Below are 22,192 nucleotides of genomic sequence, written 5' to 3'. Positions count from 1 at the left end.
TTTGAGCATTATGTGAATAGAAAGGAGAGGGAATGATACCGAACATCAAGGCAACTGATGTATCAGATCAATGGCTCTCATCCTCATCATGCTCCAGAGGTTTCTTCTTATCATGAGCAGGGGTAATTGTTTCATCTGGAGAAAGGGAGAGATCTATTGCATCGAAATCCTCTACCAGCCTGGAAAACTCCTCTTCAGAGAATGAGGCGAGGGATTCTTCATCTATGGCGGGAAGGGCGGTTTCAGATACTTCGGATGTTTTCGAACCATCTGGTTGATCGACCTCAGGAAGATCAATCTCACCTGAGAGCTCTTCAGCAGGGAGTGGAGCTTTTGATCCATCATCTGTACCGGCAACAGGATGCTCATCCACGCCAGGATCCGTTATTGAATCGGTTTCAAGGTGATCGGAGGCATCTTCATCACCAGAAGCCTCTTCTGCGGTGAGAGAGCGGGCTTCATCCTCTTCTGATGGCTCCGGGATGTTGGTACCGGAGAGGATGGACTCAATTGTTCCGGTTTCAGCGATATCGAAATCTGTCTCACCAATTTTGTCCATTTCGCCTCCCTGGAGACGCTTTGACTCGATCTGTCTGAGAATCCGTTGTACGGTTTTATCGAGGGGACCCTTCTCCTCCCCAAGGAGAGCAGTCAATGGTTCAACTGCCAGCTCGCCGAGATCGACCAGTGCATATTCTGCCTTCTTCCGAACCATAATATGCTCATCAGAGAGGATACCAATGAGAGCATGCACAGCATCCGATCCGCCAATATGGGAGAGCGTCTTGATCGCCTCGATCCGTTCCTCAAGCGTCCCTTTCTGAAGAGTATCCACAATCGGCCGGATAGCACATGAACCCATCTTCTCGATATCAAACCACCTGTTTTCAGAGATGAGGAAACAGACCTCCTCTTCCTCTGTCTCAGGTGTCCAGCCGATTGAGGTGAGAGCGCTTGAGATACTCTTATTCCGAAAACCGCCCGCATCCCTCATCGCCTTAACCAGGTGCTCCTGCGGGGTTCCATCCGGATCTTTCAGTGCGGTCAGGGCAGCCTCTGAGATGCGGATGTCAGTATCGTCAAGAGCACTCATGAGGGCTTCTACTGCCGAACTATCATTGATATATCCGAGTGCACGGGCTGCAACAAGCCTCACTTCCTCATCCCGATCATGGAGTGCCCGCTTCAGTGTCGGCACCACTTCACCGGTGCCGATGTAGCCGAGTGCCTCGACGATGATCGCACGGACCTCGGTCTCCTGTTCGGTCTCAAATGCCCGCTGGAGACTGTCAAACCCTTTCTTTGCACCGATTCTGCCCAGGTTTCTTGCCGCGATTGCACGTACAACCGAGCTCTCATCATATAATGCATCAAGAAGCGGCTCAACAGCAACATCCCGCATCTCACCGATCACCTCTTCAGCAAGTGCCCTGATCTCAGGCGATTCGGTCTTCACTGCTTTGAGAAGCTCCTCTATAGCCGGCCTTCCCATGACCGTGAGCTTCATTGCTGCTGCAAACTGCACATTGCGGTTACTGTCCCTCAGCCCCTGGATGAGAGTCTTGACATCCTCTTCTCCACCACTCTGGTCATAGAGTTCCTTGTCGTCTTTCTTCAGCCTGGGAATGCCTTTTGGCTTTGGCACCGCCCCTCCAAGCTGCTCTGCCCAGGCACTCCTCCAGAGTGCAAGAGATTCCCGTTTCCTGATCATCTGGAGAGCAAAGATCCTGATGCCCTGATCGGGATCGCCAAGTGCGGGACGAATGGCTGCTGTTGCCTCATCCTCACTCATCCGGCCAAGGGTATCAAGTGCGGTCAGTTTCTGGAGCCGCGATCCCCCCACCACAACCTCTGCCAGGGGACGGATCGCCGGGTAGCCGACACGTGCAAGGGCTTTGGCAACTGCAATCCGCATCTCTTCAGACGGATCTTCAAGATATTCCATAAGCAGTGGAACTACATCCTGATCTTCCATCTTTCCAAGGGTTGCAGCGGCATTTGTTCTGATCCGCATGGGAGCTTGTTTTAGAGCCTTTGCAAGTGGCGCAAGTGCCAGGAACCTGATCTGTACCAGTGCATCGGAGGCGGCCATGGATACACGAAAATGATCGTGGCCGAGAAGGGAAACAAGGGTGTTAATCACCTCATTATCCGTGTAGTTCCCAAGAGCTGCAACTGCGGCAATCTGCACATCTGGCTCACTATCCTTAATGCATTCAATAAGGGGAAGTTTCCCTTCGGGATCAGCAATCTCCCCGAGTGATTCGATCGCAGCAACCCTCACTGATGCGATCGGATCGTGAAGGGTCCGGATGAGCGGAGGGACTGCACGCTCACGGTAAAGCCGGAGCGCATAACAGGCCGAGATCCGGATATTAGTATCACGATCGGAGAGCGAAGCAACAAGTTTCTCGAAGTTATCCATTTCTTCGGGCTCATCTTCCTCTTCTTTCTCAGGAAGGGGGAGGGGTTCTGGTGCAGGAGCGGGTTTGAGAGAACTCCCGGTTAAGACGACCTCCTCATCGCGCTTCTCCAGCGGTTTGATCTCCTCTTCGTCCGTAATCGGGATACGGGGGCCGATATCCCCATACATCTTCCTGAGGGCTTCGTTTAAGCCTTTCAGGATGATATCGTTGACTTCAAGATCCTTTTTGGATTCCTCCGGTAGAGAAGTGGGTTTCTCAATAACCGGCATCGGCTTATACGGGACCTGTTTCCGGAACTCTTCCTGTGCCCTGACTGAAGCTGCAAATTCTTCGGCATACCGTTTCTTTGACTCATCAGGTTTTGGAGGTTTCACAGCCTCTTCACGAAGTGCAGCAGGTTGCCTGCCGCTTTTTTTCATTGATAACCTGCTATGGCTCTCACGCGCCTTCAGGGAAGCAGCCAGCTCGTCATGGTATCGCCTGGAATCTACCGGCTTTGCATGCGAATCTGCCCGTAACTGCTGGTTCTTCTTATCGATCTCCGCAAGTGCATTCCGTGCCACCAAAGCGAGATTCGGATCACTTGACGATGCCACCTGGCGGAGGGCGTGGATTGCAACCGGACCTATGTTCCGGAGGGTCTCTGTTGCCCCTGAACGAACCGCAGAGTGGGTCTCCCTGAGAGCATTTATAAGGGCAGGGATAGCGGTTCTTCCCATCGCAGTGAGACCGCCCCAGTCCTCACGGGCAAGAAGAGAGAGCACCTTCTGGTGATCGTTTTTTGGCTTCCAGCCCATCCGCTGAAGGCCCCAGCTTGCCTCCATCCTGATCAGCGGGTACCTGGCATTGAGGCACATCTCCAGTATCTGCTCAGCATCAGGGCCGCCAATCTCGCCTATCGCTGCAACCGCCTCACCTACAATCAGGGGATCGGGATCACTCAGGTACTTCTGAAGAACCTGGAGCATCTCCGGGTTGTGCCCCTTTCCAATCGCCTTGATAACAGCACGCCGCACCTTCTGATCCCCCTCCTTGAGTGAACGAAGGAGGATCGGCGTGCCTGCCTTTCCGATATGAACAAGCTCGTTCCATTTCTTTCTGACAAACAGGTACTGTGCCCTCTCTTTGGGTGCATCCGGGACAATATTTCGGCGTTCAAGGATGGTTGCAGATTCAGATGCCACATCCGGGTCACGGTCGAAGAGACCGGAGAGGATGATGTCAAACCCTTCTTTGCCGAGGGTGTCAGCTGTTGCAATTGCTGATTGCCTGAGAGTAGGATCTTTTCTTCTCGATAGCGAATGGAGCGTGAAGAGGTCCGGTTTTCCTTCTGATATGATATATTTCCGGATTATTGTCCGGATATTTTCCGGGGAGACCAGAATGAACCTGACGAGTTCTTCCGGGTTGCCCACAAGCATGAAATAGACCTCACGGACAAGCTGTGTCTGTTCCAGAGGAGATATGAGTTCGGAGAGGGCAACAGCCAAATGTTCATATGCTTCACCCCCGTGCCGTACGAGGACAGTGATAGCCTCCAGTTTTGTCTCGGGATCATCGGAGTTGATCAGGGCGGTGATCCTACCGAATTTCCCTCGATCCGCAAGGCTCTGGATGTTTGTTCCAAAAAGGGTGTTAAACACCATATCTTCGTCACTCCCCTGCTGCTTCAGAGTACCGTTGATCGTCATCCCTGATATATACATAGATGGTTTGTAGCAACCTGCAGTCGATGTAGGAATTTGAGGAGAGATATATCCCATAAATCATGGAGAGGCTAATAATTTACGGATTTTTGTTACCTCAGACAAAGAGGAGAAGATCTATATAGCCATACTCCCTAAAAACAGAATATGGATGAGTGGGCAAAGACCTGGCTCAGAAGAGAGCGGGAGAAGGGGGCGAAATGCCTTGAGATTAAATATATCTCAGGAAAACCTTACGTCTACCACTCAACCAGCAGATACGATAAAACAACAAAATCACCAAGGAAAGTGAGCACCTACCTTGGAAGACTGACAGAGGATCAAGGGCTGATCCCAAAAGGCACCCGGAAGAACAGAGAGACAGAGACGGTCACATGGATTGTGGAGCCCCCGGAAGCTCCTGAAACCCGCGAGGAGATCTTTGAGGATAGTCTCCCCCTTCCAGCAGAGGGTGCCTCACTTTTGCATCATATCAGGGAAGCATTCCCTGATTGCCATCATGAATTCACCCGGCTTTTGATCCAGAGGAGCGGTCTCAATCCCCCGCCATCCGTTGTGCCGGGAACGGAGAGCATGGAGATACCAGGACCTCCCGATCTGGCACCTGAGAGGCTCCTTCCAGTGCTTTCCGGGATCGGCAGCAATACCAGTGGGCAGCAGATGATCGCATCCGCTCTCAAATCCGATCTCCGCAGGATCGCATACCCTTTTACCCTGGCAGGAAAGGAACCCGATCCTAATCGGATGCAGAGCGCACTTCTGGTTATCGGGGCAGATTCCGGCATTCCCGTGATGATTCAGAGATTGTCGGATCTGAATCCTGCCACTATTGCCTCAACTGTTCTTTCGATGGAAACTCCAGCGGAATGTCCAGGCGAACTCATCCTTTTCATCAACCCTGAAGAGATTTCGAAGGCAGGCGGAAGAGAAGCGACTGGTGAGGAGCCGGATTGTTCACCACTACAGGAGGCTAAACTGTCGTATATCTTCCCCCTGCCCCATGAGAGCAGCAGATATGATATCCCCCTCTATCTCACCGGCCATTTCACTTACAATGATCGTCTCATCCTCTATGGAACCGATGAATCCGCGGGTGTGGTAACCTACCTCTTTAAGGATATCAGATCCGCTGGCAGGGAGGCAGAAGAGATCGATTCCCTTGCCGATCAGAAGCCAATCGATCGCCCCACCCGAAAGCACCTGCTGAAGCGGGCAGGGAGGAGAATCATCCTCAGTTCACTGAGGAGGAGGCCAAAGGAGATCTATCATCTTGCCTCCTCAGCTGAACAGATGCACCCGGCTATTGCCATGATCAGGGAGATGGTGGAGATGGATCTGGCAATGGCGGGAACAAGAGGGGTGGATGATGACGCGATCACCGGATCACTCGTTCTCAACCTGCTTGTAGCGCATATCAGTATGAAGGATAGGGATAGGGGAGGCAAACAGTCCGTTCCATTCACCGAAGAGTTCATTGGCTGATTGTGGCTGCTCCATCTCCTGCATATGCCCTATGCGTTCATGTGGCTTAGGGGACACTCCATCGGCAGCGTCACTCCCCCTTCAGGCCTTTCACTGAATATCCAGGCCACCGGATGCCTTTAATGATGGAATAGGGTTCAGTGTTTTATTCATTCAGCCAGAGGGATGAATGCAGGTACGTTGCCAGGAATGGCGGAGTGGTGGTTGGCAGACTTGTGGCCATGTTGAATCTATATCTGACGGTTAGATCCTCCATATTGCATGCTCCCGGAAGAGCAGAACCGGAGTGTAAGACGATGCTTGGTGAGACCGTGGCTGCAGATGCGTCCGCCAAAGGGTGCCAGGCAATCCATACAATCGCAAGGAATAGATCGATTTTGTTCTATAAGAAGGCAGGATTTTGCTACAGAGAGGGAAATGTGCCCGCTTTTTTGGATGCCCGGGATCTCCTTTGTGATGATGGAACGGAGACTTTGTGGCAAAGTGAGCGATAAGCGAGTCTGCTTATCAGGGAGAGAAAGGGAAAAAGAAGGATTTATCAGGGCTATATCCCTGCAAAAACCGGCTCGTCGCTATCCACGTTATCAGGATGAATTTCATCCCTGCTCAGAATGGCGAGTGCAAGTATTGCAAGCGATATCACAAAGATAACTACGAAAACGAGATCAAATCCAGTTGCAACAGCTTCAACGACGAGATTTTTAGGAGATTCCAGGGTCACTTCACGGTGTTTTCCGACCATGAGGATCGCCTGGATGAAGAGCATGCTGGCAAAGGAGATCCCAAGGGTCATCGGGCCGAACCGTTCGACATTGAGGAGGCTTGAGACCATGCCGTGCCTGTCCCGGGAGGCCATACCCATAATCATGTTTGTGCCCGGAGATACCAGGAATCCAAGGCCAAATCCAAGCACCGCAAGTGAGAGGACAATGTATGTGATTGACACATCAGTTGAGAAGATGATGAACATCATGTATCCAAGAGAGACGATAATAGCACCGATGATGCAGAGTCTCCGGTTTCCATACCTGTTGATCAATATCCCCGACAGGATGCCGCTTACCATCAACGCACCTGAGAGTGCAGTGAGGATGATCCCACTCCGGGATGGGTCGAGGCCCCTGACAATCTCAAGGAAGAATGGAAGGATATAATTGACACCGGCAAAGAGGAAATACGTGAGAGCGAGCATCAGGTTGACGATTAAAAAGTTCCTCTTTGCAAAGAGCCTGAAGTCTATAAGGGGATCAGGCACCTTAAGTTCATGGAAGAGGAGAGAAAGGAGGGCTATTGCTGAGATTACTATGGAGAAAAGAATCTGCGGGCTGGTCCAGCCAAGTGATGCTCCTTCGCTGACCGCATAGATCAGCATGCCTATCCCGATAAAGACCAGAATTGCCCCGAGCCGGTCAAAGGCAGTTGTGGAATGGTCTGCCGGGGGTGTCTTCGGGATGGAGGAGAGCCCAAGCACTATGGCAAAGATTCCGACAGGGACGTTGATGTAAAATATCCAGTTCCATGAGAGGTACTGTGTCAGCATCCCGCCCATGATCGGACCAACAGCTGCTCCAAATGCTGCAAACATCGTAATGAGCCCAAGCGCTTTTCCTTTCATCCTCATTGGGAAGAATGCCGCAACAAGTGCCGGTGCAATGGAGACGATCATCGCCCCGCCGATTGCCTGAAGGATGCGGGATCCGATCAATACGCCATATGAGTTGACAAGTTCCGGGAAGAACCCACAGGAGAAGGAGCCGATTGTGAAGATGATGAAGCCGGAGATGAAAATGATCTTAAATCCCATCCGATCTGCCAGTTTTCCAAAGATGAGGACACACCCTGTCAGAACAAGGAGGTAGATGGTTGCAACCCAGCTGACAGAGGTCATCGGAAGGTTGAAGATCTCCGAGATCGTCGGCAGAGCGATATTCACGATGGTTCCATCCAGTGACGACATGAAGGTTGCAAGTGAGATCGAGATGAGAAGGAGGGTATAATTTATTTCAGAATGATCGTTGTTCCCCTGATGCATGATTAAAGCTTATCATTCTTCTGGTATAACCGTTTTCAAACCATGGATTGCGAAAGGATCCGGTAAAAAGATTATTTTTATCAATCAGCGGAATTCAATTTGTTAAGACATTGCATTACATATATATACTCATACGTAGAGTAACGGGTATGAGCCAGAGCGGATCACAACAGGATTTGTACAGCCGGGAATATGGACGATCGGGAACTGTGCTGAGTTACCGGGGGAGCGGAAAGCCCGACATCTACAACCGGGAGTATAGACGATCGGGAACTGTATTGAGTCACCGGGCAAGCGGAAAGCCCGACATCTACAGCCGGGAATATGGACAATCGGGTACTGTATTGAGTCACCGGGCAAGCGGAAAGCCTGACATCTACAACCGGGAATATATACGGGCACAAGCTTCCGGTAAGCCAACCCCTCATGTGGCATATCCGAAAGTAAAAGAGATGCCAGCCATTAAAACCGCCCTTCCAGAGAGCGTGGTTGAGAAGAAAGAGTCGCCAGCTCAGACCGAGCCGCAGCCATCCATCTTTGAGAAGATATCGCAGTTCCTGCATGGGGTCATTGGATCGAAATAAAGCCTTCCGGAAGTAGATGGGATATAAAAGCCATTTCACCGCTTTCTCCTGAGGGTAATTCCTCCAGGGAAAAGTAGACGATAGCGGGACGCATTGCCTCTCTCTCCCGGAAGAAGGGGAGGAAGAGTCATGCGGAGGTGGTCGGTTTTCACTTTCACGCTCCGGGCGTGCACCCTTATTAAATACAAGAGCATTCTGGTATACGAATGCGTGGAAAAGACCATATTGCCATCAGTACAGGAAGTGCCCTCCTTCTTGCCGCTCCATGGCTTCTCATCCATCCGGTGCAGGTAGCGATCTTCATAGGCGGTGTGATCATCGGATCGCTCCTCCCGGATACCGATGCAACAGACTCAAAACTCCATCATATGGATGGTATTGCACGCATCTTCAGCCTCATCATGCGGCCGGTGGTCATCCCGGCAACAAAGCTGGTGTACAGGGTTTTCGAAAAATCTTTCAACCCTGCCCACCGAGGCTCGATGCATACGCTACCTGGTGTGATCGTGTATACCCTGATTCTGGCTCTCCTGATCGGATCTGCCCTATACCTGCTTGGTTTCTGGAATATCATCATCGGGTTCTTCTTCCTGGGGCTCTTTGCCGGAGGGATCTTCCATATCCTCGAAGACTGCTGTACCCGGAGCGGGCTTATGCCATTCAAGCCATTCAGTGACAGGAAATATGCAGGCAGCATTAATACCGGAAGCAGAGTCGAGGTGAGGCCAGGCTTATATGCATCGGTGCTCCTGTTTGCAGCCATCGGGCTGGTGGTTGCCGGGATCACGTATGCAATCAGCCACCTTGCGGTGATCACCATCTCGATCTGCCTCTTTGCGATCATCTGGGTGCTGATCCTGAAGATCTCACGGGTGTAGGCGAACATACGGGGAGGCGAACATCCCGTTTGTGTTGTTGTTTTATATATATCATAACAAAAGATAGCATCATGCATCAGCCAGTCCGATGTAAAGGTTGCATAATCGGCATCCTTGGCGGCCTGCTCTGGATAATTTTTACCTATGGTTTTCTCGGAGCCATCGACTGGACGGGAGCGGTCATCTTTGCCTTTGTGCTGACCATCATTTCTGCTCTTATCGCACACTGGCGCCTCTGCAAGATACGGTAGTAATGGAGATGTGTTTGCTGTGAACAGCACAGTATGATGAAGGGCTCTTCACTTTCACCCTCCGTCCCCCGCACTTCTTATGGTCTCCGTGCAATCCTTGATCAAGATGATACGCCGCTTCCTCATCTCCGACCAGAGCCTCTTTCATAGCCCCGAACTCTTCGAGTTCGATTATATGCCCGAACAGGTGCTCTTCAGAGAGAACCAGCTTGCAGAGCTTGCATTTCGGATCCGGCCCGGTATGGAGGGGATGTCACCGGGAAATGCAATCTGCCGGGGACCGCCCGGGAGCGGAAAGACGACGAGTGTGAAACATCTCTTCTCTGAGATCAGGGAAGCGACGAGACGAATCCTCCCTATTTACCTGAACTGCCAGACAGACCAGACGAAATACGCGATCTATTCGAGGATCTTTGCCATGATCGCGGGCCATGCCCCGCCCAGGACAGGAGTTTCCACGACAACGCTGATGGACGTGATCGCAAAGGCCGTTCTTGACAGAAATGCCGTCCTCCTCGTCTGCCTTGATGATGTCCAGTACCTGATCCGGCATGATACTGTAAATGCAGTCATCTACTCGCTCCTCAGGATGCACCTGGACTATCCGGGCTGCAGGGCCGGTGTGATCATGACCACAAGCGAGATGCAGCTTGACTTCTCGCGGATCTTCGATCCGGGCGTCTCATCAACACTCTGCGCAGACGAGATCCCGTTCCCCCCCTATACGGCAGATGAGATCAGGGAGATCCTTTCTCTCCGTGTGCGTGAGGGCGTTATGCCCGGCGTGATCTCATCGGACGTGCTGGATCAGATCGTCCGGAAGACAGAGAAAACAGGAGATCTCCGGATCGGGCTCGATCTCCTGAAGCGCTCGATCCTGAGAGCCATGCGGGAGGGGAGGAGATCGGTGCTCCGTGAGGATATTCTCCTTGCCTATGGCGAGTTCCGGCTGCTTCACCTCGCGGAGATGATACAGGGGCTATCTGAAGAGGAGCGTGCCCTCCTCCTCCTCCTCATCCGGACGCTTACTAATACAGGTGGCGAAGCCCTGACCTCAGGTGAGATGTATGGCTATCTGATCGAAGAGGAGGAGATCTCCTACCCGGTATTCTGGGATCGGCTGGAAACACTAGCCGAAATCGGGCTCATTGATCTCAGGATAAGACAGTCGAAGGGGAGAACGGACGTGATTACACCGAGGTACAGCCGGGAGGAGGTGGAGGGGATATGCAGAGCCTGAGGCTCACAGCTTGAAGGAGGGCGCAGAATCAAAGAGCTTCCGGTAGAGCGAGTTGAAGAGCGAGATATACTCTTCTGCCCTGTCGGTTGAGAGGTACCGCCTTTTATCCCCTTCATGTTCCTCGGTGATGTAGCCCTTCTCCATGAGAAATGTCAGATACTCCTGTCCGGTCTTTGAGTTCAGATCACACCGGTTGATGATGCCGGTGAATGACTGCGGCTTTCTGCAGAAGACCAGGATCTCCCAGTAGATCTCGTACGCTGTCCGCCGTCCGGTCATTCTGAGCCCCCCCGGATCATTGTCCATCATTCTCCAGCGCCGTATTCAGGAGAGCCGCTGCCTGATCGATCTCGCCGATCCGCTCATCCCAGACCTTTGAGAACCGGTAGAAGTAGATCGAAGAGATCAGGCTTACAAAGGCGATCGCTGTCGTGATGAGGAGGGATGGCAGGAGCAGGATATCCGGGCCGATTGTGAAGGTGAGGCTTGTTGAGGTGACCTGGAAGAACTCAAGGCTTGCAAGGGTTCCAAGGAGGAAGATTGTCACACTGCCGAGCATGCAGACATAGATCATCCGGTTGATGGTTGCGTGGTTATCCCGGTAATGGGAGAGCATCCTGACGATGAGACGTGTGAGATCCTCGTCCCCGATGCCGGGTTCCAGGGATGATTCATGGAGCTGTGCATTTGGTTTTCGCTCCCATCTCTCCTCCTTTTCGAGTTTCCTGAGATCATCCTGTATCTCCTCGACACCCTCAAGAATTCTCGCACTGGTAACTATCCAGGAGAATCCGATTGCCATCGCACAGATGGCAACAAAGAGAACAACCGGGGAGTAGATCAGGTATAGATCGGTTGTGAATGTCTCATACATCGAGACCACCTCCATTACAATGACCGTCAGCCCAAAAGCCATCAGGATTGCCGCAAAGGCGATGTTTAAGATCGACACCCGGAAGAAGTGTCCGATTTCGCTTTTGAATCGTTTGAATGCTGTTTGTTCCATAGTGGCATTCACCAGCTCATTGGTATATGGGCGGTCTTCAAATAAAAGACATGAAACTAAGATACGTAGCAACAGTCCGGTACCGATGATGGAGCCAGAGATGAATTCCAACTGAGGATGCCAGGGGAGTCCTTCGAACGGATTCTCCCTGTGCCTCATTTTATAGAGAGACTTTTTATAGTAATGTAGTCACTATCAAAAGTAAGCAGCTCCTATAGGAGGTTTAGATGAAGAAGAGCTATATCATCCTCTGTGTATGTATCACCATAACCATTGCACTATTCATCTCCGATCATGTGTTTCCTTCACCGCTTTTGGCACAACTGTTTACCACCCTGCTCTGGATCACCGCCATATACTTCATACTGAGTATTGTGCTTGACGGCTTGATCCGGAGGAAGATCACTGACTCACGCTCCCGGTATACTGCAACCAAGCTGATATCTATCATTGAACTTGTCCTGATCCTTGCCACAATTGCGATGATCTGGGTAAGCGATATTCAGGCACTCATAGTCTTTTTTGGCATTATTGGTGCAGGTATCGCCATTGCACTTCAGGATTTCTTTAAAAATTTCGCGGGGAGCCTGACGATCCTGCTCACCGGCACATACTCAGTCGGCGATCGAATCGAGATTGACGGAAGATATGGTGATGTCATGGATATCGGGATCATGAACACGACCCTGATGGAGATCAGGGAGTGGGTTGCAGGAGATCAGCCAACCGGACGCCTGATCATCATTCCAAACGGGAAGATAGTAACGCAATCTGTTCAGAACTTCACCCGGGATCATAGTTTCCTCTGGGATGAGATCCAGGTCCCGGTAACAAACGATAGTGACTGGAGACGGGCAGTTAGGATCCTCACCGGTATTGCCGAGGAGGAGACGAGCGAGATCTCACAGATTGCTGAGAAGGAGATTGAGAAGATTGGAGAGAAATTTTTCCTCCCAAAGAAGGATATCTCTCCTGCTGTGTACATCACCCAGACTGATAACTGGATTCTCCTCTCGGTCCGGTTTGTAACCTATGCCCGGGAACGCCGTGCAGTACGATCAGAATTGAACCGCCTCATCATCGAGGCATTTGAAGGTGAACAGGATATTACAATTGCATCTGAAAGCCTGAATATACAGCTGACAGGTCAGCCGTGATCCTCAGGTGGGAGGAGAGTGCCCTCCCGAGGAAAGGATACTGACACGCTTCAGAGGGGAGGATGAAGTTTAATCCTTCACCGAGACTCCACCGAATGCGACAAAGCCGGAGACGATGAGATCCGGCTGGCCGTACCCCTCTTTGTCTGCACCTTCTCCTGCGGCACCCGGCCGCCGCCGTTCGTCTTCTGCACCGCCGAGGACCGGGAGCACAGTCATCCGGACATTCCAGCCTTCAGGCACCCGTATCCCGGTTCCGCCAAAGAGAGTGAAGACCTGGATCTCGGCGGGCGGATCATCGACCTGTGCGTCCCGGAGATCGAGCTCGGCACCACCGAGGATGGCGAGCATCTCCCCTCCCCGGAATGATTTAGAGGAATTCCGGCTCTCAACACCGCCGAGGACTGCCATCATCTCGACCTTGTCGGTGACTCGCTCCCTGATGGATGGCCGCCTGATCCGGTTAAAGATGAAGCCGAGCCCGACTGCGATGATGATCACCGGGAGGATTACATCAGGCGAGGCATGCCCGAGGATGACGAGCTGGATTGTGCCGAAGATGACGATCAGGATGAGGGGGCCCGATACGGAGCGAAAGCCGCTTTTAATGAGGGCAATGATTGCAAAGAGGACGATTAATGAGGGTGCATAGATGAGCAGCTCCCCGGTATCGTAGATGCCGGCTGCCCTGAGGAGGAGGAGCACACCCAGTATGAGGAGGATTGTGCCGATGATAAGCTGGTAGGAGATGCGTTTCATGGGTATCACCTGTATATCTGCTGTGTAGCTGGTATAGAGGATTGTGGGGGCGGCAGGATAAAAATGTGCGGGTGAGAGGTGCTGGATGTGAAGGAGCAATTCCATGAAGGCGTAGGGTAATCATGAGAATGTTCATTTGCTTCTCACGGAACGAAAACAAAGCAGATAATTCTCCAAAAGAACTAATTGAACACATTGAACCGATCTGATAATTATCCAGAGGGACCGGATCCCGGGCTTGCCGGAGCTATTTTTCCTGGATGGCTGAAGAAGCGTGGAGCTATTCGAAGGATTTCAGACTGTGAGCGAAAATGCGAAAAGAATGGCTTCACTGCAAAGGCGTTCATCAAAAGTATGGGAGTTGAGAGGATTCGCATTGGAGAGATGGGAAATGGCAGGAAAGTGATAAAACTGGTTGATACTCCATGGGCTGATCGATGGATGACATACTATGATGTGGAGGTGCCCCACCACAGGCACTGGAAGAAAATCTAATCTTTTAAGGGATACCAATAATTATTTAGTGTCAAAATCCTACATTACATACAGAAGTCGGGAGAGGAGGGAGAGATGATGGAGAGAGTGAAGAAAACCGATACATTGGAAGAGGCTGCCGGGAATACAAATAATAGCCCCCCGATACTCTCACAGGATGATGAGATATATCTTGATGAGCCCTATGGCGGACTGTTTGGAGATACTGCCATCGCAAAGGTAGTCGAAGAGCTGGTTGCCGATCCGACAATGGATTACCGGCCAAAATATCTCGCAGACATCACCGGAAAATCCGAGGCATCGATCTATCTTATCCTCAAAAAGCTGATGAAACTCGGGCTGATCGAGAAAAGTGTCGAGGGGAAACATCCGGTCTACAGAGTACGGGTGGAGTCGAAGAAGTTTGCCGCACTCTCCTTCCTTGCATATGCAATGCTGGATGATCGGGATGGAACAGGCTGCATGGATATGGCAGTTGCCGATTATTACAACTCAAGGCTCAGGGAAGAGTACGAGCCAAAGGCGATTGCCACCTCAGATGGGTGGAAAACAGGGCAGGGCATCATCACAGACGATGATTCTGAGGAGAGGAGAAGGAGACATACTCTCATCTCCGTGATTGTATGATAGCCAGAGAGGAAAGCAGATTCGGCAGGAGGAAGAGATGACTGAGAAGAAGAGAGGAGAAGAATTGAGAGAGGAGAGGGTAAAAGGGGAGGCCCTGAAAAAAGAAATAAGACAGACCGGTGATGGTGGAACAACACTCGATCTCAGCAGGCTCTACACATTCAATCAGGAGGATCCGGTCATCGATATCTCATCCAGCGCCTATTCAAATCTCGCCTATGTGCAGGCCAGCCACCGGGATATCTCAATAGATTTCCTGGAGATGCCGGGGATCAGGGGAGAGGATGGCAGAATGAAGATCAAAGGCACCCGGATCTTTATGTCGCACTCGGCTGCACAGAAACTCGCATCAGCAATCCCGGAGATCCTTGAGAAGCTCCATTCTGAAGGAAGAATGGAGGCATATACTCCTCAGAAGGAGCAGGAAAGGGAGCTTTGAGGAGTAAAAACAGGCCAATGCTGACAAAAGCATTGTCTCAGGAGTATCTTTTCTTTTCGAGGGAGTGTAACCCTGCATACGATCAGATTTTGGCAGGAGTGTAATCATGCATACTGTGTGGAGTGGAGAGAGGAGGAGGGGTTTCTTACCAATGAATATATCATATCACAAAAAAAAGGAAAAGTATGCCCACCCCGGCAGCAGATGAGCCGAGGATCTCCCTCCTGTATGTTGATGACGAGCCCGCCCTCCTTGAGATAGCCCGGCTCTTTCTTGAGCGGACCGGCAATTATTCAGTTTCCACCTGTGATAATCCCCATGATGCCCTGAAGATCATCTCTCAGGATTCCTTTGATGCAATCATCTCCGATTACCAGATGCCGGAATGTGATGGTATTTCGTTCCTCAGATATCTCAGGAAGATCGGGAATAAGACTCCGTTTATCATCTTCACCGGGAAAGGGCGGGAGGAGGTCGTCATCCAGGCGCTGAATGAAGGCGCCGACTTCTATCTCCAGAAAGGAGGAGACCCGAAATCGCAGTTTGCCGAACTCTCGAATAAGGTACGGTATGCCGTCGCCCGGAAGCGGGGGGAAGAAGCTCTGCAGGGGAGTGAAGAGCGGTATCGGGCAATATTTGAACATACCGAAGCGCCGACCGTGATCCTTGAGGAGGATACCAGCATCTCGCTGGTAAATAGTGCGTTTGCGGAGATTTCCGGGTATTCACAGGAAGAGTTGATCGGCAGAAGCTGGACGGAGTTTGTCAGCAAACCCGATCTCGACCGTATGCTTGCACACCACCGTGCCAGGAGGGAGGAGGGGGCGGATGCGCCCACCAGGTACGAGTTCACGTTTCTCAATCGCCATGGCGAGGCTCATGAGATATCTCTCACCGTCGGGATGATCCCCGGTACACGACAGTCGGTTGCATCGTTCCATGATCTCACCGATGTGAAACTGGGGGAGAAGGCAGTCCGGGAGAGTGAGGAGCGGTACCGCCGGATCGTCGATACCTCGGCTGAAGGGATCTGGCAACTGGACCCGCTGTTTCGGATCACCTATGTGAACCGCCAGATGGCGGAGATGCTCGGCTACTCACCGGACGAGATGATCGGCATGGATGCTAACTCATTCATCCCTCCTGATGAACAGGCGGACGTTGAAATGAGAAAAGCCGGTGTGCGGAGAGGAGAGGTTGAGCACTTTGAGAGGCGCTTCATCAGGAGGGATGAAAGCAGCCTCTGGGCACAGGTTGCCCTCACCCCGATTATTGATGCAGATGGCGTGTACCAGGGCTCCTTTGCGATGATCACCAACATCACAGACCGGAAAGCGGCAGAGGAGGAGCTGCGAAAGCTCGCTTTGGTCGTTAAATACTCATCTGAGCTGATAAACCTCTCCTCGGCTGATGGAAGAATGATCTTTCTGAACGAAGCAGGCTCCAGGATGCTGGGCATCTCACCCGATAATGTGGAACAGCACCTCATTTGGGATGTCATTCCGGAGAAACTACAGCAGCTGGTTCAGAATGAGCTTCTTCCTGCTCTCATTGAGAAAAGCACCTGGGAAGGCAACCTGCAATACCGCAATCTCATGACCAATGCCCTGACCGATGTACATGCCCAGTGCTTTGGGATCAGGGATGAGAAGACAGGGGCTCCCCTCTTTATGGCGAATGTCTCACTCGACATCACGGACCAAAAAGCGGCAGAGGAGGCGCTTCTCCAGAAGAACGAAGAGCTCACCGCTGCCGAGGAGGAGCTCAGGCAACAGTTGGAGAAGCTTGAAGATACCAGACGTGCGATTGAGGAGAGGGAGGAGCAGCTACGGACGGTGAGCAATAATATCCCCGGCGGCATTGTGTACCGGATTGTGACAGATCCGGCAGGCAATCGTAGATTCATCTACGTCAGCGCCGCAATAGAGCGTATTCTTGGCATTACACAGGCAGAGGCGCTTGATGATGTGCAGAAGGTGTATGGCCTTGTTCTGGATGAGGACAGAGAAAAACTGATTGAAGCCGAAGAGATGGCAATTCGGACCCTTGATCCGTTCATATCTGAAGTACGGTTCCAGAAGCCAGATTCCACGATACGATGCGTGCAGATCCAGTCGGCACTGAAAGAATTACCGGATGGGAGCATCATTGGCGATGGAATCATTCTCGATATCACCGACAGGAAAGCGGCAGAAGTGGCGCTCAGGGAGAGCGAGGAGCGGTACCATTCCCTGTTTGACCAGTCGATGGAAGGCGTCTATCTTCATGATCCGCAAGGGCGTATTCTGGATATCAACAGGATGGCGTGCATTCAATCAGGTTATTCCAGAGAGGAGTGGCTTGAACGCACTATTTTTGACGGGCATCCGGAGAGTAGCAGATTGAACCCTCCCAAAGATGAGATCATCCGTAAATGGAGGGAGTGGGAGCCGGGGCAGCGATTCTTTTTCGAATCAGTTCATCAGCGCAAGGATGGCACAATCTATCCTGTCGAGATTTCAACGGGTCTGGTCCGCTATGGTAACCAGGATGCATTTCTCGCCATTGTCAGGGACATCACCGAACGGAAAGCTGCGGAACAGAGGCTGGTTGAGTCAGAGAACAGATTCAGGGTACTCTTTGAGGGGAGCCCCCAGGGAATCCTTGTGGCAGATGCCGGGACAAAACAATTCCTGTATGCCAACCCCGCCATCTGCAGCATGCTGGGATACTCAGAAGATGAACTGGCAGGGCTTGGGGTGCCGGATATTCACCCGGAGGAGTCGCTGGAGAGCGTGGCGTCTGAATTCGAGTCGCTCGTGCGGGCTGAGAAGACGCTGGCTCCGGACATTCCATGCCTGCGCAAAGACAAAACAGTCTTCTATGCCGATATCCACGCTGGAGCTATCGTCATTGAAGGCAGGAATCTCTTCGTTGCCTTCTTCGAGGACATCACCGAACGAAAAGCTGCGGAAGCTGTTCTCCGGGAGAGCGAACAGCGATACCGCGAGATCTTCAACTCCGTGAACAATGCAATCTGGATCCATGATATCTCGACATTTCGGTTTGTCTATGCCAATACCACAGTGGAGGAGCTGTTCGGGTACACACCTGACGAAAGTGTGGGCCTGAAGATATCAGCCATCAGTTCGAATGAGCCGCCATTCACGGAGGAGACGGGCATAGCGTTTCTCAAAAAAGCTGCCTCCGGCGAGCCACAGATCTTCGACTGGCACTGCCGGCACAAGGACGGCCACCTCTTCTGGAGCGAGATCAATCTCCGGCGTGGGACCATAGCAGGGAAGGAGTACATCTTCGCCATCCACCGCGATATCACCGACCGGAAAGCGGCAGAGGAGGCGATCCGGAAGAATGAAGAGCGTTTCAGCCGTGCGATCGCTGCGACAGGGGCAGGGCTGTGGGACTGGGACATGATCAATGACAGGGTGTTCTACTCGCACCAGTGGAAGAGCATGCTGGGGTATGATGATCATGAGATAGAGAATACATTCTCTGGCTGGAAGAGCCTCTGGCATCCTGATGACGCTTCCCGTATCGAGAGGGCAGTGAACGACTACCTGGAGGGAAGAACAAAAAGCTACGAGGTTGAGCACCGCCTCCGCCACAAGGACGGAAGCTGGCGCTGGATACTTACCCGCGGCGACATCGAAAGGGATGCAGAAAGAAGGCCTGTTCGCTGGACAGGAACCAATATCGACATCACCGAGCAGAAAACGCAGTCAGAGGAACTGGAAAACTTCTTCAGAGTCAATCTTGATCTGCTCTGCATCGCTGATCTTGAGGGGAACTTCATTAAGATCAATGAGACCTGGAGCGCTATTCTTGGGTATTCAACAGAAGAGCTGAATAAACGGAAGTTCCTTGAATTTGTGCATCCCGATGATATGCAGGCCACTCTCGATACCATTGCCTGTCTCGGGCAGGGCGAAGATGTCCTGAACTTCACCAACCGCTACCGCTGTAAAGATGGATCGTACCGCTCTATCGAGTGGCGCTCTCATCCAAAAGGCAACCTGATTTATGCGGCGGCACGGGATATTACCGAACGAAAAGCAGCAGAAGAGGCAATACAGACTGCAAACAAAAAGCTCCAGCTCCTCTCAAGCATCACCCGGCACGACATCCTGAACAAGATCATGACACTCCAGGGATACCTCGATCTGGCCATGCCTGAGATTCACGATCCCAGACTCTCCAGGTATCTCTCTGAAGCAGACAAAGCAGCCACTGCCATCCAGACACAGATCGATTTTACGAAGGTTTATCAGACCCTCGGTGTTCACGCCCCCACCTGGCAACCGCTATCACCTCTCATTGAGGCGATCGATGATTCAGAGCTCCCGATCCAACATGACTGTGGGGAGTTCGCTGTGTATGCCGATCCGATGCTTGAAAAGGTTCTCCATAACCTCTACGATAACACCATCCGGCACGCCGAGGGGGCAGACTGCGTCAGTATCCGGTGTGAGGAACGTGATTCTGATCTCATCATCATCTGGGAGGATAACGGCCCCGGCATCCCGGATGAACAGAAGAAGCGGATATTCGATAAGGGAGTCGGGAAGAATACCGGCCTTGGGCTTTTCCTCTCACGCGAGATCCTTTCGATCACGGGGATTGCCATCTCCGAGACCGGAGTGTATGGCGAGGGGGCACGGTTTGAGATTTCGGTTCCAGCAGGTGGATTCAGGGTCGCCTAAGGTTTCTGGTCAGGATGTTTCCGGGAGTAGAGAAAGGAATAACAGGTGAATTGTGCGTATTTTGGAGTCATCAGGGCGATAAAAGAAAAAGAGTGGGAACCGGGTATTTTCCAAGGTTTTAATCAGAATCCAGGCATTTTTCTCTATCCTCTCCATGGGATTCACGGGTGAAGTATTCAGTGAGGAGAAGGTTGATGAGGTCTGATGCAGATCCCCCCTCTCCCTCATACGCATTTATCATCGGGAGCAACTCATCGGGGAGATCAAGTACAAGATCAAATGCCATTCAGATCACACCTCCTTTCTTCTCTATTCCTGTTTCCAATGTCAGCCCCATCCCTGCTCCATCCCCCTTCACTCTGAGAAGCCCCGGAACTTCCTCAGCAATCATTCCAAGCACCCCGGATACTGGTACCACGAGCCGATCGGAGAGTGACTGTGCCCGGCTCCGGATGACCGCATCCGGGTCAAAGCCGTCGATCCTCAGGTCGGTTCTCCATCCATGTGGATTGTCGGTTGCATCAGCAAACTCGGCCCGGATCAGTGTTCTTTGCTCCTCTTGTATCGCCGCCTCTTTCCTCATCTGCTCCTCCTTTCTCTTTTGAGCTGACACAACGAGGGCAGAAAGGCGGTTCAGCTCGGCCTGTTCTTCTTCGATCTTTGCTTCCAGAAAGGAGAAACGGGCATATTCATCATCCACTCTGATCCCTCCTTCAAAGTAGAGGGAGAGAAGGCGGGAGGCAAGGGCTGAGGGATTGCCTCCATTCTTCCGGTAGTGCTCAATGGGCTCTGCAAGGGCAGGGATAAGGCTGAAGGTGACCCGGTACCGCCCCTTCTGAGGGGGGAGGGAGTATCCGTTCCCTGCTGAGGAGGAAGGCTGGGATCTGCATGATGTTTCCGGGCGAACCCCTATCATCTCTGTTTCAGAATGCCGGACGGTTGTCTTTTTGGTCATCTGTGGCATTAATCCAGTCAGCTGGTATGCCATCTTTTCAGAAGCAAGTGATTCCATGCAGAATAGATAATCCAGCCAGGGGTATCTATCTTTACCGTGCGGTCTGTGAGTGTTTTATCGGGAAGGGTTACATGGTGGCGAGAGAACGCTTCACGTGAAGAGAGCTTCTCCGGGTCAGGTTACCTCAAAGAAAAAAAAGCTCTAGTACCTATCCGGAGTATGATCTGTATGATGAGTATGATCGTTCATACGGGGAGAGAAGAATGGAGAAAATACAAAAAAAACACTTTCAGACCGGACAGCTTCCCTTAATATATATCCTCAAATAAACCAGAACACAGGAGTCTGAAGAAGAAGAGAAAGAAGAGTGGATACTCTATCTTTCCTGTTTCAGAAACATTTTGTATGATCTTTCATACTCGTCATATTCGTCATATGTACTAACCCCCCATAGAGTTTTTTTTGGGAGGTTTTTGTCCTTTTGGGAATCTTCAAACCCGGACTGAGGATCGTTCCGGTCACAAATACCCTTGAATTTTGGATCAGACCGGCATAAGAAGCCAGAAAAACGATGGGGTGAGTAGAGTTAATCCAATGAATATCCCTGCAACTGCCGCCTGCCTGTGATTCTGAGCTGTCAATACGAGGGCCATGAGGGAAGGGATCAGAAGGCCCAGGAGGAATCCTCCGAGGTGGGCATACACATTCACCCATCCCAGATGCAGCTCAGAGAAGATCTGGCAGATAACAAGGGTCAGTGTCAGAAAGGTTCCAGAAAAAAGAAGAAACATCGACCGGGAGGTCATATCCGATCTGCGCTTGAGTACTCTTCGATACACAAGTGAGAGCATCAGGAAGAAGAAGAGGCCAAGGAATGCATAGGTAATCCCGGAGAATCCCGAAGACCACTCTTTTCCCATGACAGGGGCGGACAATATCGAGATTCCTGAGATAGAGAACGGAAGTGCCAGGAGAAATACGAGGAATGTCGCAGGAAAGAATTTCGGAGGCATCGGAGATCCAAGGGCCGGCAGAATGACTGTACCGAGAATGAAGATGCAGATGATCAGAAGATAGGTCGAATAGAGATTATTCGTGATATGCGAGGAGTCCAGGGGATTATGCATGTAATTGCTGAGAAACATGGACGTGAGGTTCGGATCGTTCACATTGAGGTAGATATGCCGGAGGGTGAACTCAACTGGAATTACATGGATGATCGCATACTGAAAACAGAGTAAAAGGCTGAATAGAACTGCCAGAAAGATGAGATAGAGCAAAAAAATAGATTTTGGAATAGTTCTGGCATAGGAGAGGATTGTAGCTGGTGGGGGAGATGGTGGAGTGCCGTTTGCCATTCTACTTCAATCGATCACCATCTGCATAAGGATTCCCATCCAGTCGCCAGCACACCCCCACCATCGTCTGAATGAAGAACGCTGATCGGGGAGGGAT

At 51.5% G+C, this 22,192-nt stretch carries 18 protein-coding genes; 10 read left to right on the top strand and 8 right to left on the bottom strand.

Features of this window, described 5'->3' with window-relative positions; all coding sequences use genetic code 11:
• Window positions 1-67: 67 nt before the first annotated feature.
• On the bottom strand, window positions 68-4,132 hold the full coding sequence (locus tag FTO68_RS02545; protein ID WP_255331795.1) for a HEAT repeat domain-containing protein: 4,065 nt from the start codon (window positions 4,130-4,132) through the stop codon (window positions 68-70).
• Window positions 4,133-4,279: 147 nt separating this feature from the next.
• Here FTO68_RS02545 and FTO68_RS02540 point away from each other — a divergent pair, with 147 nt between their 5' ends.
• On the top strand, window positions 4,280-5,614 hold the full coding sequence (locus FTO68_RS02540) for a hypothetical protein (RefSeq protein WP_255331794.1): 1,335 nt from the start codon (window positions 4,280-4,282) through the stop codon (window positions 5,612-5,614).
• 544 nt (window positions 5,615-6,158) lie between these two features.
• Here the strand turns inward: FTO68_RS02540 and FTO68_RS02535 are convergent.
• The gene (locus FTO68_RS02535; RefSeq protein WP_255331793.1) at window positions 6,159-7,646 is read right to left on the bottom strand and encodes an MFS transporter; all 1,488 of its coding nucleotides are present in this window, start codon (window positions 7,644-7,646) and stop codon (window positions 6,159-6,161) included.
• A 149-nt stretch (window positions 7,647-7,795) separates the two neighbouring features.
• On the opposite strand from FTO68_RS02535, the gene FTO68_RS02530 reads away from it, so the two are divergent.
• From FTO68_RS02530 to FTO68_RS02515, 4 genes are all read left to right on the top strand, one after another.
• Window positions 7,796-8,230 carry a hypothetical protein gene (locus FTO68_RS02530; protein ID WP_255331792.1) on the top strand — a complete coding sequence of 145 codons (435 nt, stop codon included), beginning with the start codon at window positions 7,796-7,798 and terminating at the stop codon, window positions 8,228-8,230.
• A gap of 206 nt (window positions 8,231-8,436) precedes the next feature.
• Window positions 8,437-9,108, top strand: a complete 672-nt coding sequence (locus tag FTO68_RS02525) for a metal-dependent hydrolase (protein WP_255331791.1) — start codon at window positions 8,437-8,439, stop codon at window positions 9,106-9,108.
• A 71-nt stretch (window positions 9,109-9,179) separates the two neighbouring features.
• Window positions 9,180-9,359: a hypothetical protein gene (locus FTO68_RS02520; RefSeq protein ID WP_255331790.1), complete on the top strand. Its 180-nt coding sequence runs from the start codon at window positions 9,180-9,182 to the stop codon at window positions 9,357-9,359.
• A gap of 106 nt (window positions 9,360-9,465) precedes the next feature.
• Window positions 9,466-10,599, top strand: a complete 1,134-nt coding sequence (locus FTO68_RS02515; protein ID WP_255331789.1) for an ORC1-type DNA replication protein — start codon at window positions 9,466-9,468, stop codon at window positions 10,597-10,599.
• Between the two features lie 3 nt (window positions 10,600-10,602).
• Here FTO68_RS02515 and FTO68_RS02510 read toward each other — a convergent pair whose 3' ends face one another.
• Together FTO68_RS02510 and FTO68_RS02505 are read right to left on the bottom strand one after the other, a co-directional pair.
• Window positions 10,603-10,878 (bottom strand): winged helix-turn-helix domain-containing protein, encoded by a 276-nt coding sequence (locus tag FTO68_RS02510; protein ID WP_255331788.1) that lies wholly within the window; start codon window positions 10,876-10,878, stop codon window positions 10,603-10,605.
• A gap of 16 nt (window positions 10,879-10,894) precedes the next feature.
• The gene (locus FTO68_RS02505; protein WP_255331787.1) at window positions 10,895-11,605 is read right to left on the bottom strand and encodes a hypothetical protein; all 711 of its coding nucleotides are present in this window, start codon (window positions 11,603-11,605) and stop codon (window positions 10,895-10,897) included.
• 227 nt (window positions 11,606-11,832) lie between these two features.
• Between FTO68_RS02505 and FTO68_RS02500 the strand changes: the two genes are divergently transcribed.
• Window positions 11,833-12,762: a mechanosensitive ion channel family protein gene (locus tag FTO68_RS02500; protein WP_255331786.1), complete on the top strand. Its 930-nt coding sequence runs from the start codon at window positions 11,833-11,835 to the stop codon at window positions 12,760-12,762.
• A gap of 69 nt (window positions 12,763-12,831) precedes the next feature.
• On the opposite strand, the gene FTO68_RS02495 is transcribed toward FTO68_RS02500, so the two are convergent.
• Window positions 12,832-13,521, bottom strand: coding sequence for a LiaF transmembrane domain-containing protein (locus FTO68_RS02495; protein ID WP_255331785.1), 690 nt, complete (start codon window positions 13,519-13,521; stop codon window positions 12,832-12,834).
• Window positions 13,522-13,716: 195 nt separating this feature from the next.
• On the opposite strand from FTO68_RS02495, the gene FTO68_RS02490 reads away from it, so the two are divergent.
• The 4 genes from FTO68_RS02490 to FTO68_RS02475 all read left to right on the top strand — a co-directional run bounded on the left by FTO68_RS02490 (window position 13,717) and on the right by FTO68_RS02475 (window position 19,782).
• Window positions 13,717-14,016 carry a hypothetical protein gene (locus tag FTO68_RS02490; RefSeq protein ID WP_255331784.1) on the top strand — a complete coding sequence of 100 codons (300 nt, stop codon included), beginning with the start codon at window positions 13,717-13,719 and terminating at the stop codon, window positions 14,014-14,016.
• Between the two features lie 75 nt (window positions 14,017-14,091).
• Complete coding sequence (locus tag FTO68_RS02485) at window positions 14,092-14,643, top strand: helix-turn-helix domain-containing protein (protein ID WP_255331783.1); 552 nt, start codon at window positions 14,092-14,094, stop codon at window positions 14,641-14,643.
• Between the two features lie 37 nt (window positions 14,644-14,680).
• Entirely contained in the window at window positions 14,681-15,082 is a 402-nt protein-coding gene (locus FTO68_RS02480; protein ID WP_255331782.1) for a DUF3467 domain-containing protein, read from the top strand.
• 185 nt (window positions 15,083-15,267) lie between these two features.
• Window positions 15,268-19,782, top strand: coding sequence for a response regulator (locus FTO68_RS02475; protein WP_255331781.1), 4,515 nt, complete (start codon window positions 15,268-15,270; stop codon window positions 19,780-19,782).
• Window positions 19,783-19,900: 118 nt separating this feature from the next.
• Here the strand turns inward: FTO68_RS02475 and FTO68_RS02470 are convergent, their stop codons facing one another.
• The 3 genes from FTO68_RS02470 to FTO68_RS02460 form a co-directional block, all read right to left on the bottom strand.
• Entirely contained in the window at window positions 19,901-20,068 is a 168-nt protein-coding gene (locus FTO68_RS02470) for a hypothetical protein (protein WP_255331780.1), read from the bottom strand.
• Window positions 20,069-20,794, bottom strand: a complete 726-nt coding sequence (locus FTO68_RS02465) for a hypothetical protein (RefSeq protein WP_255331779.1) — start codon at window positions 20,792-20,794, stop codon at window positions 20,069-20,071.
• 485 nt (window positions 20,795-21,279) lie between these two features.
• Window positions 21,280-22,095, bottom strand: coding sequence for a hypothetical protein (locus FTO68_RS02460; RefSeq protein WP_255331778.1), 816 nt, complete (start codon window positions 22,093-22,095; stop codon window positions 21,280-21,282).
• Window positions 22,096-22,192: the final 97 nt, after the last annotated feature.

The sequence above is a fragment of the Methanocalculus taiwanensis genome (genome assembly GCF_024372745.1).
Taxonomy (GTDB): Archaea; Halobacteriota; Methanomicrobia; order Methanomicrobiales; family Methanocorpusculaceae; genus Methanocalculus; species Methanocalculus taiwanensis.
The sequence above is the reverse complement of the archived record's forward strand: the minus strand, read 5'-3'. Positions and strand labels throughout refer to the sequence as shown.

Coding starts and splice junctions, on each gene's coding strand:
- FTO68_RS02530 (WP_255331792.1), top strand. CDS start 7,796: ATGAGCCAGAGCGGATCACAACAGGATTTGTACAGCCGGGAATATGGA.
- FTO68_RS02535 (WP_255331793.1), bottom strand. CDS start 7,646: ATGCATCAGGGGAACAACGATCATTCTGAAATAAATTATACCCTCCTT.
- FTO68_RS02520 (WP_255331790.1), top strand. CDS start 9,180: ATGCATCAGCCAGTCCGATGTAAAGGTTGCATAATCGGCATCCTTGGC.
- FTO68_RS02545 (WP_255331795.1), bottom strand. CDS start 4,132: ATGTATATATCAGGGATGACGATCAACGGTACTCTGAAGCAGCAGGGG.
- FTO68_RS02475 (WP_255331781.1), top strand. CDS start 15,268: ATGCCCACCCCGGCAGCAGATGAGCCGAGGATCTCCCTCCTGTATGTT.
- FTO68_RS02505 (WP_255331787.1), bottom strand. CDS start 11,605: ATGGAACAAACAGCATTCAAACGATTCAAAAGCGAAATCGGACACTTC.
- FTO68_RS02510 (WP_255331788.1), bottom strand. CDS start 10,878: ATGACCGGACGGCGGACAGCGTACGAGATCTACTGGGAGATCCTGGTC.
- FTO68_RS02495 (WP_255331785.1), bottom strand. CDS start 13,521: ATGAAACGCATCTCCTACCAGCTTATCATCGGCACAATCCTCCTCATA.
- FTO68_RS02525 (WP_255331791.1), top strand. CDS start 8,437: ATGCGTGGAAAAGACCATATTGCCATCAGTACAGGAAGTGCCCTCCTT.
- FTO68_RS02485 (WP_255331783.1), top strand. CDS start 14,092: ATGATGGAGAGAGTGAAGAAAACCGATACATTGGAAGAGGCTGCCGGG.
- FTO68_RS02540 (WP_255331794.1), top strand. CDS start 4,280: ATGGATGAGTGGGCAAAGACCTGGCTCAGAAGAGAGCGGGAGAAGGGG.
- FTO68_RS02480 (WP_255331782.1), top strand. CDS start 14,681: ATGACTGAGAAGAAGAGAGGAGAAGAATTGAGAGAGGAGAGGGTAAAA.
- FTO68_RS02470 (WP_255331780.1), bottom strand. CDS start 20,068: ATGGCATTTGATCTTGTACTTGATCTCCCCGATGAGTTGCTCCCGATG.
- FTO68_RS02460 (WP_255331778.1), bottom strand. CDS start 22,095: ATGGCAAACGGCACTCCACCATCTCCCCCACCAGCTACAATCCTCTCC.
- FTO68_RS02500 (WP_255331786.1), top strand. CDS start 11,833: ATGAAGAAGAGCTATATCATCCTCTGTGTATGTATCACCATAACCATT.
- FTO68_RS02465 (WP_255331779.1), bottom strand. CDS start 20,794: ATGGAATCACTTGCTTCTGAAAAGATGGCATACCAGCTGACTGGATTA.
- FTO68_RS02515 (WP_255331789.1), top strand. CDS start 9,466: ATGATACGCCGCTTCCTCATCTCCGACCAGAGCCTCTTTCATAGCCCC.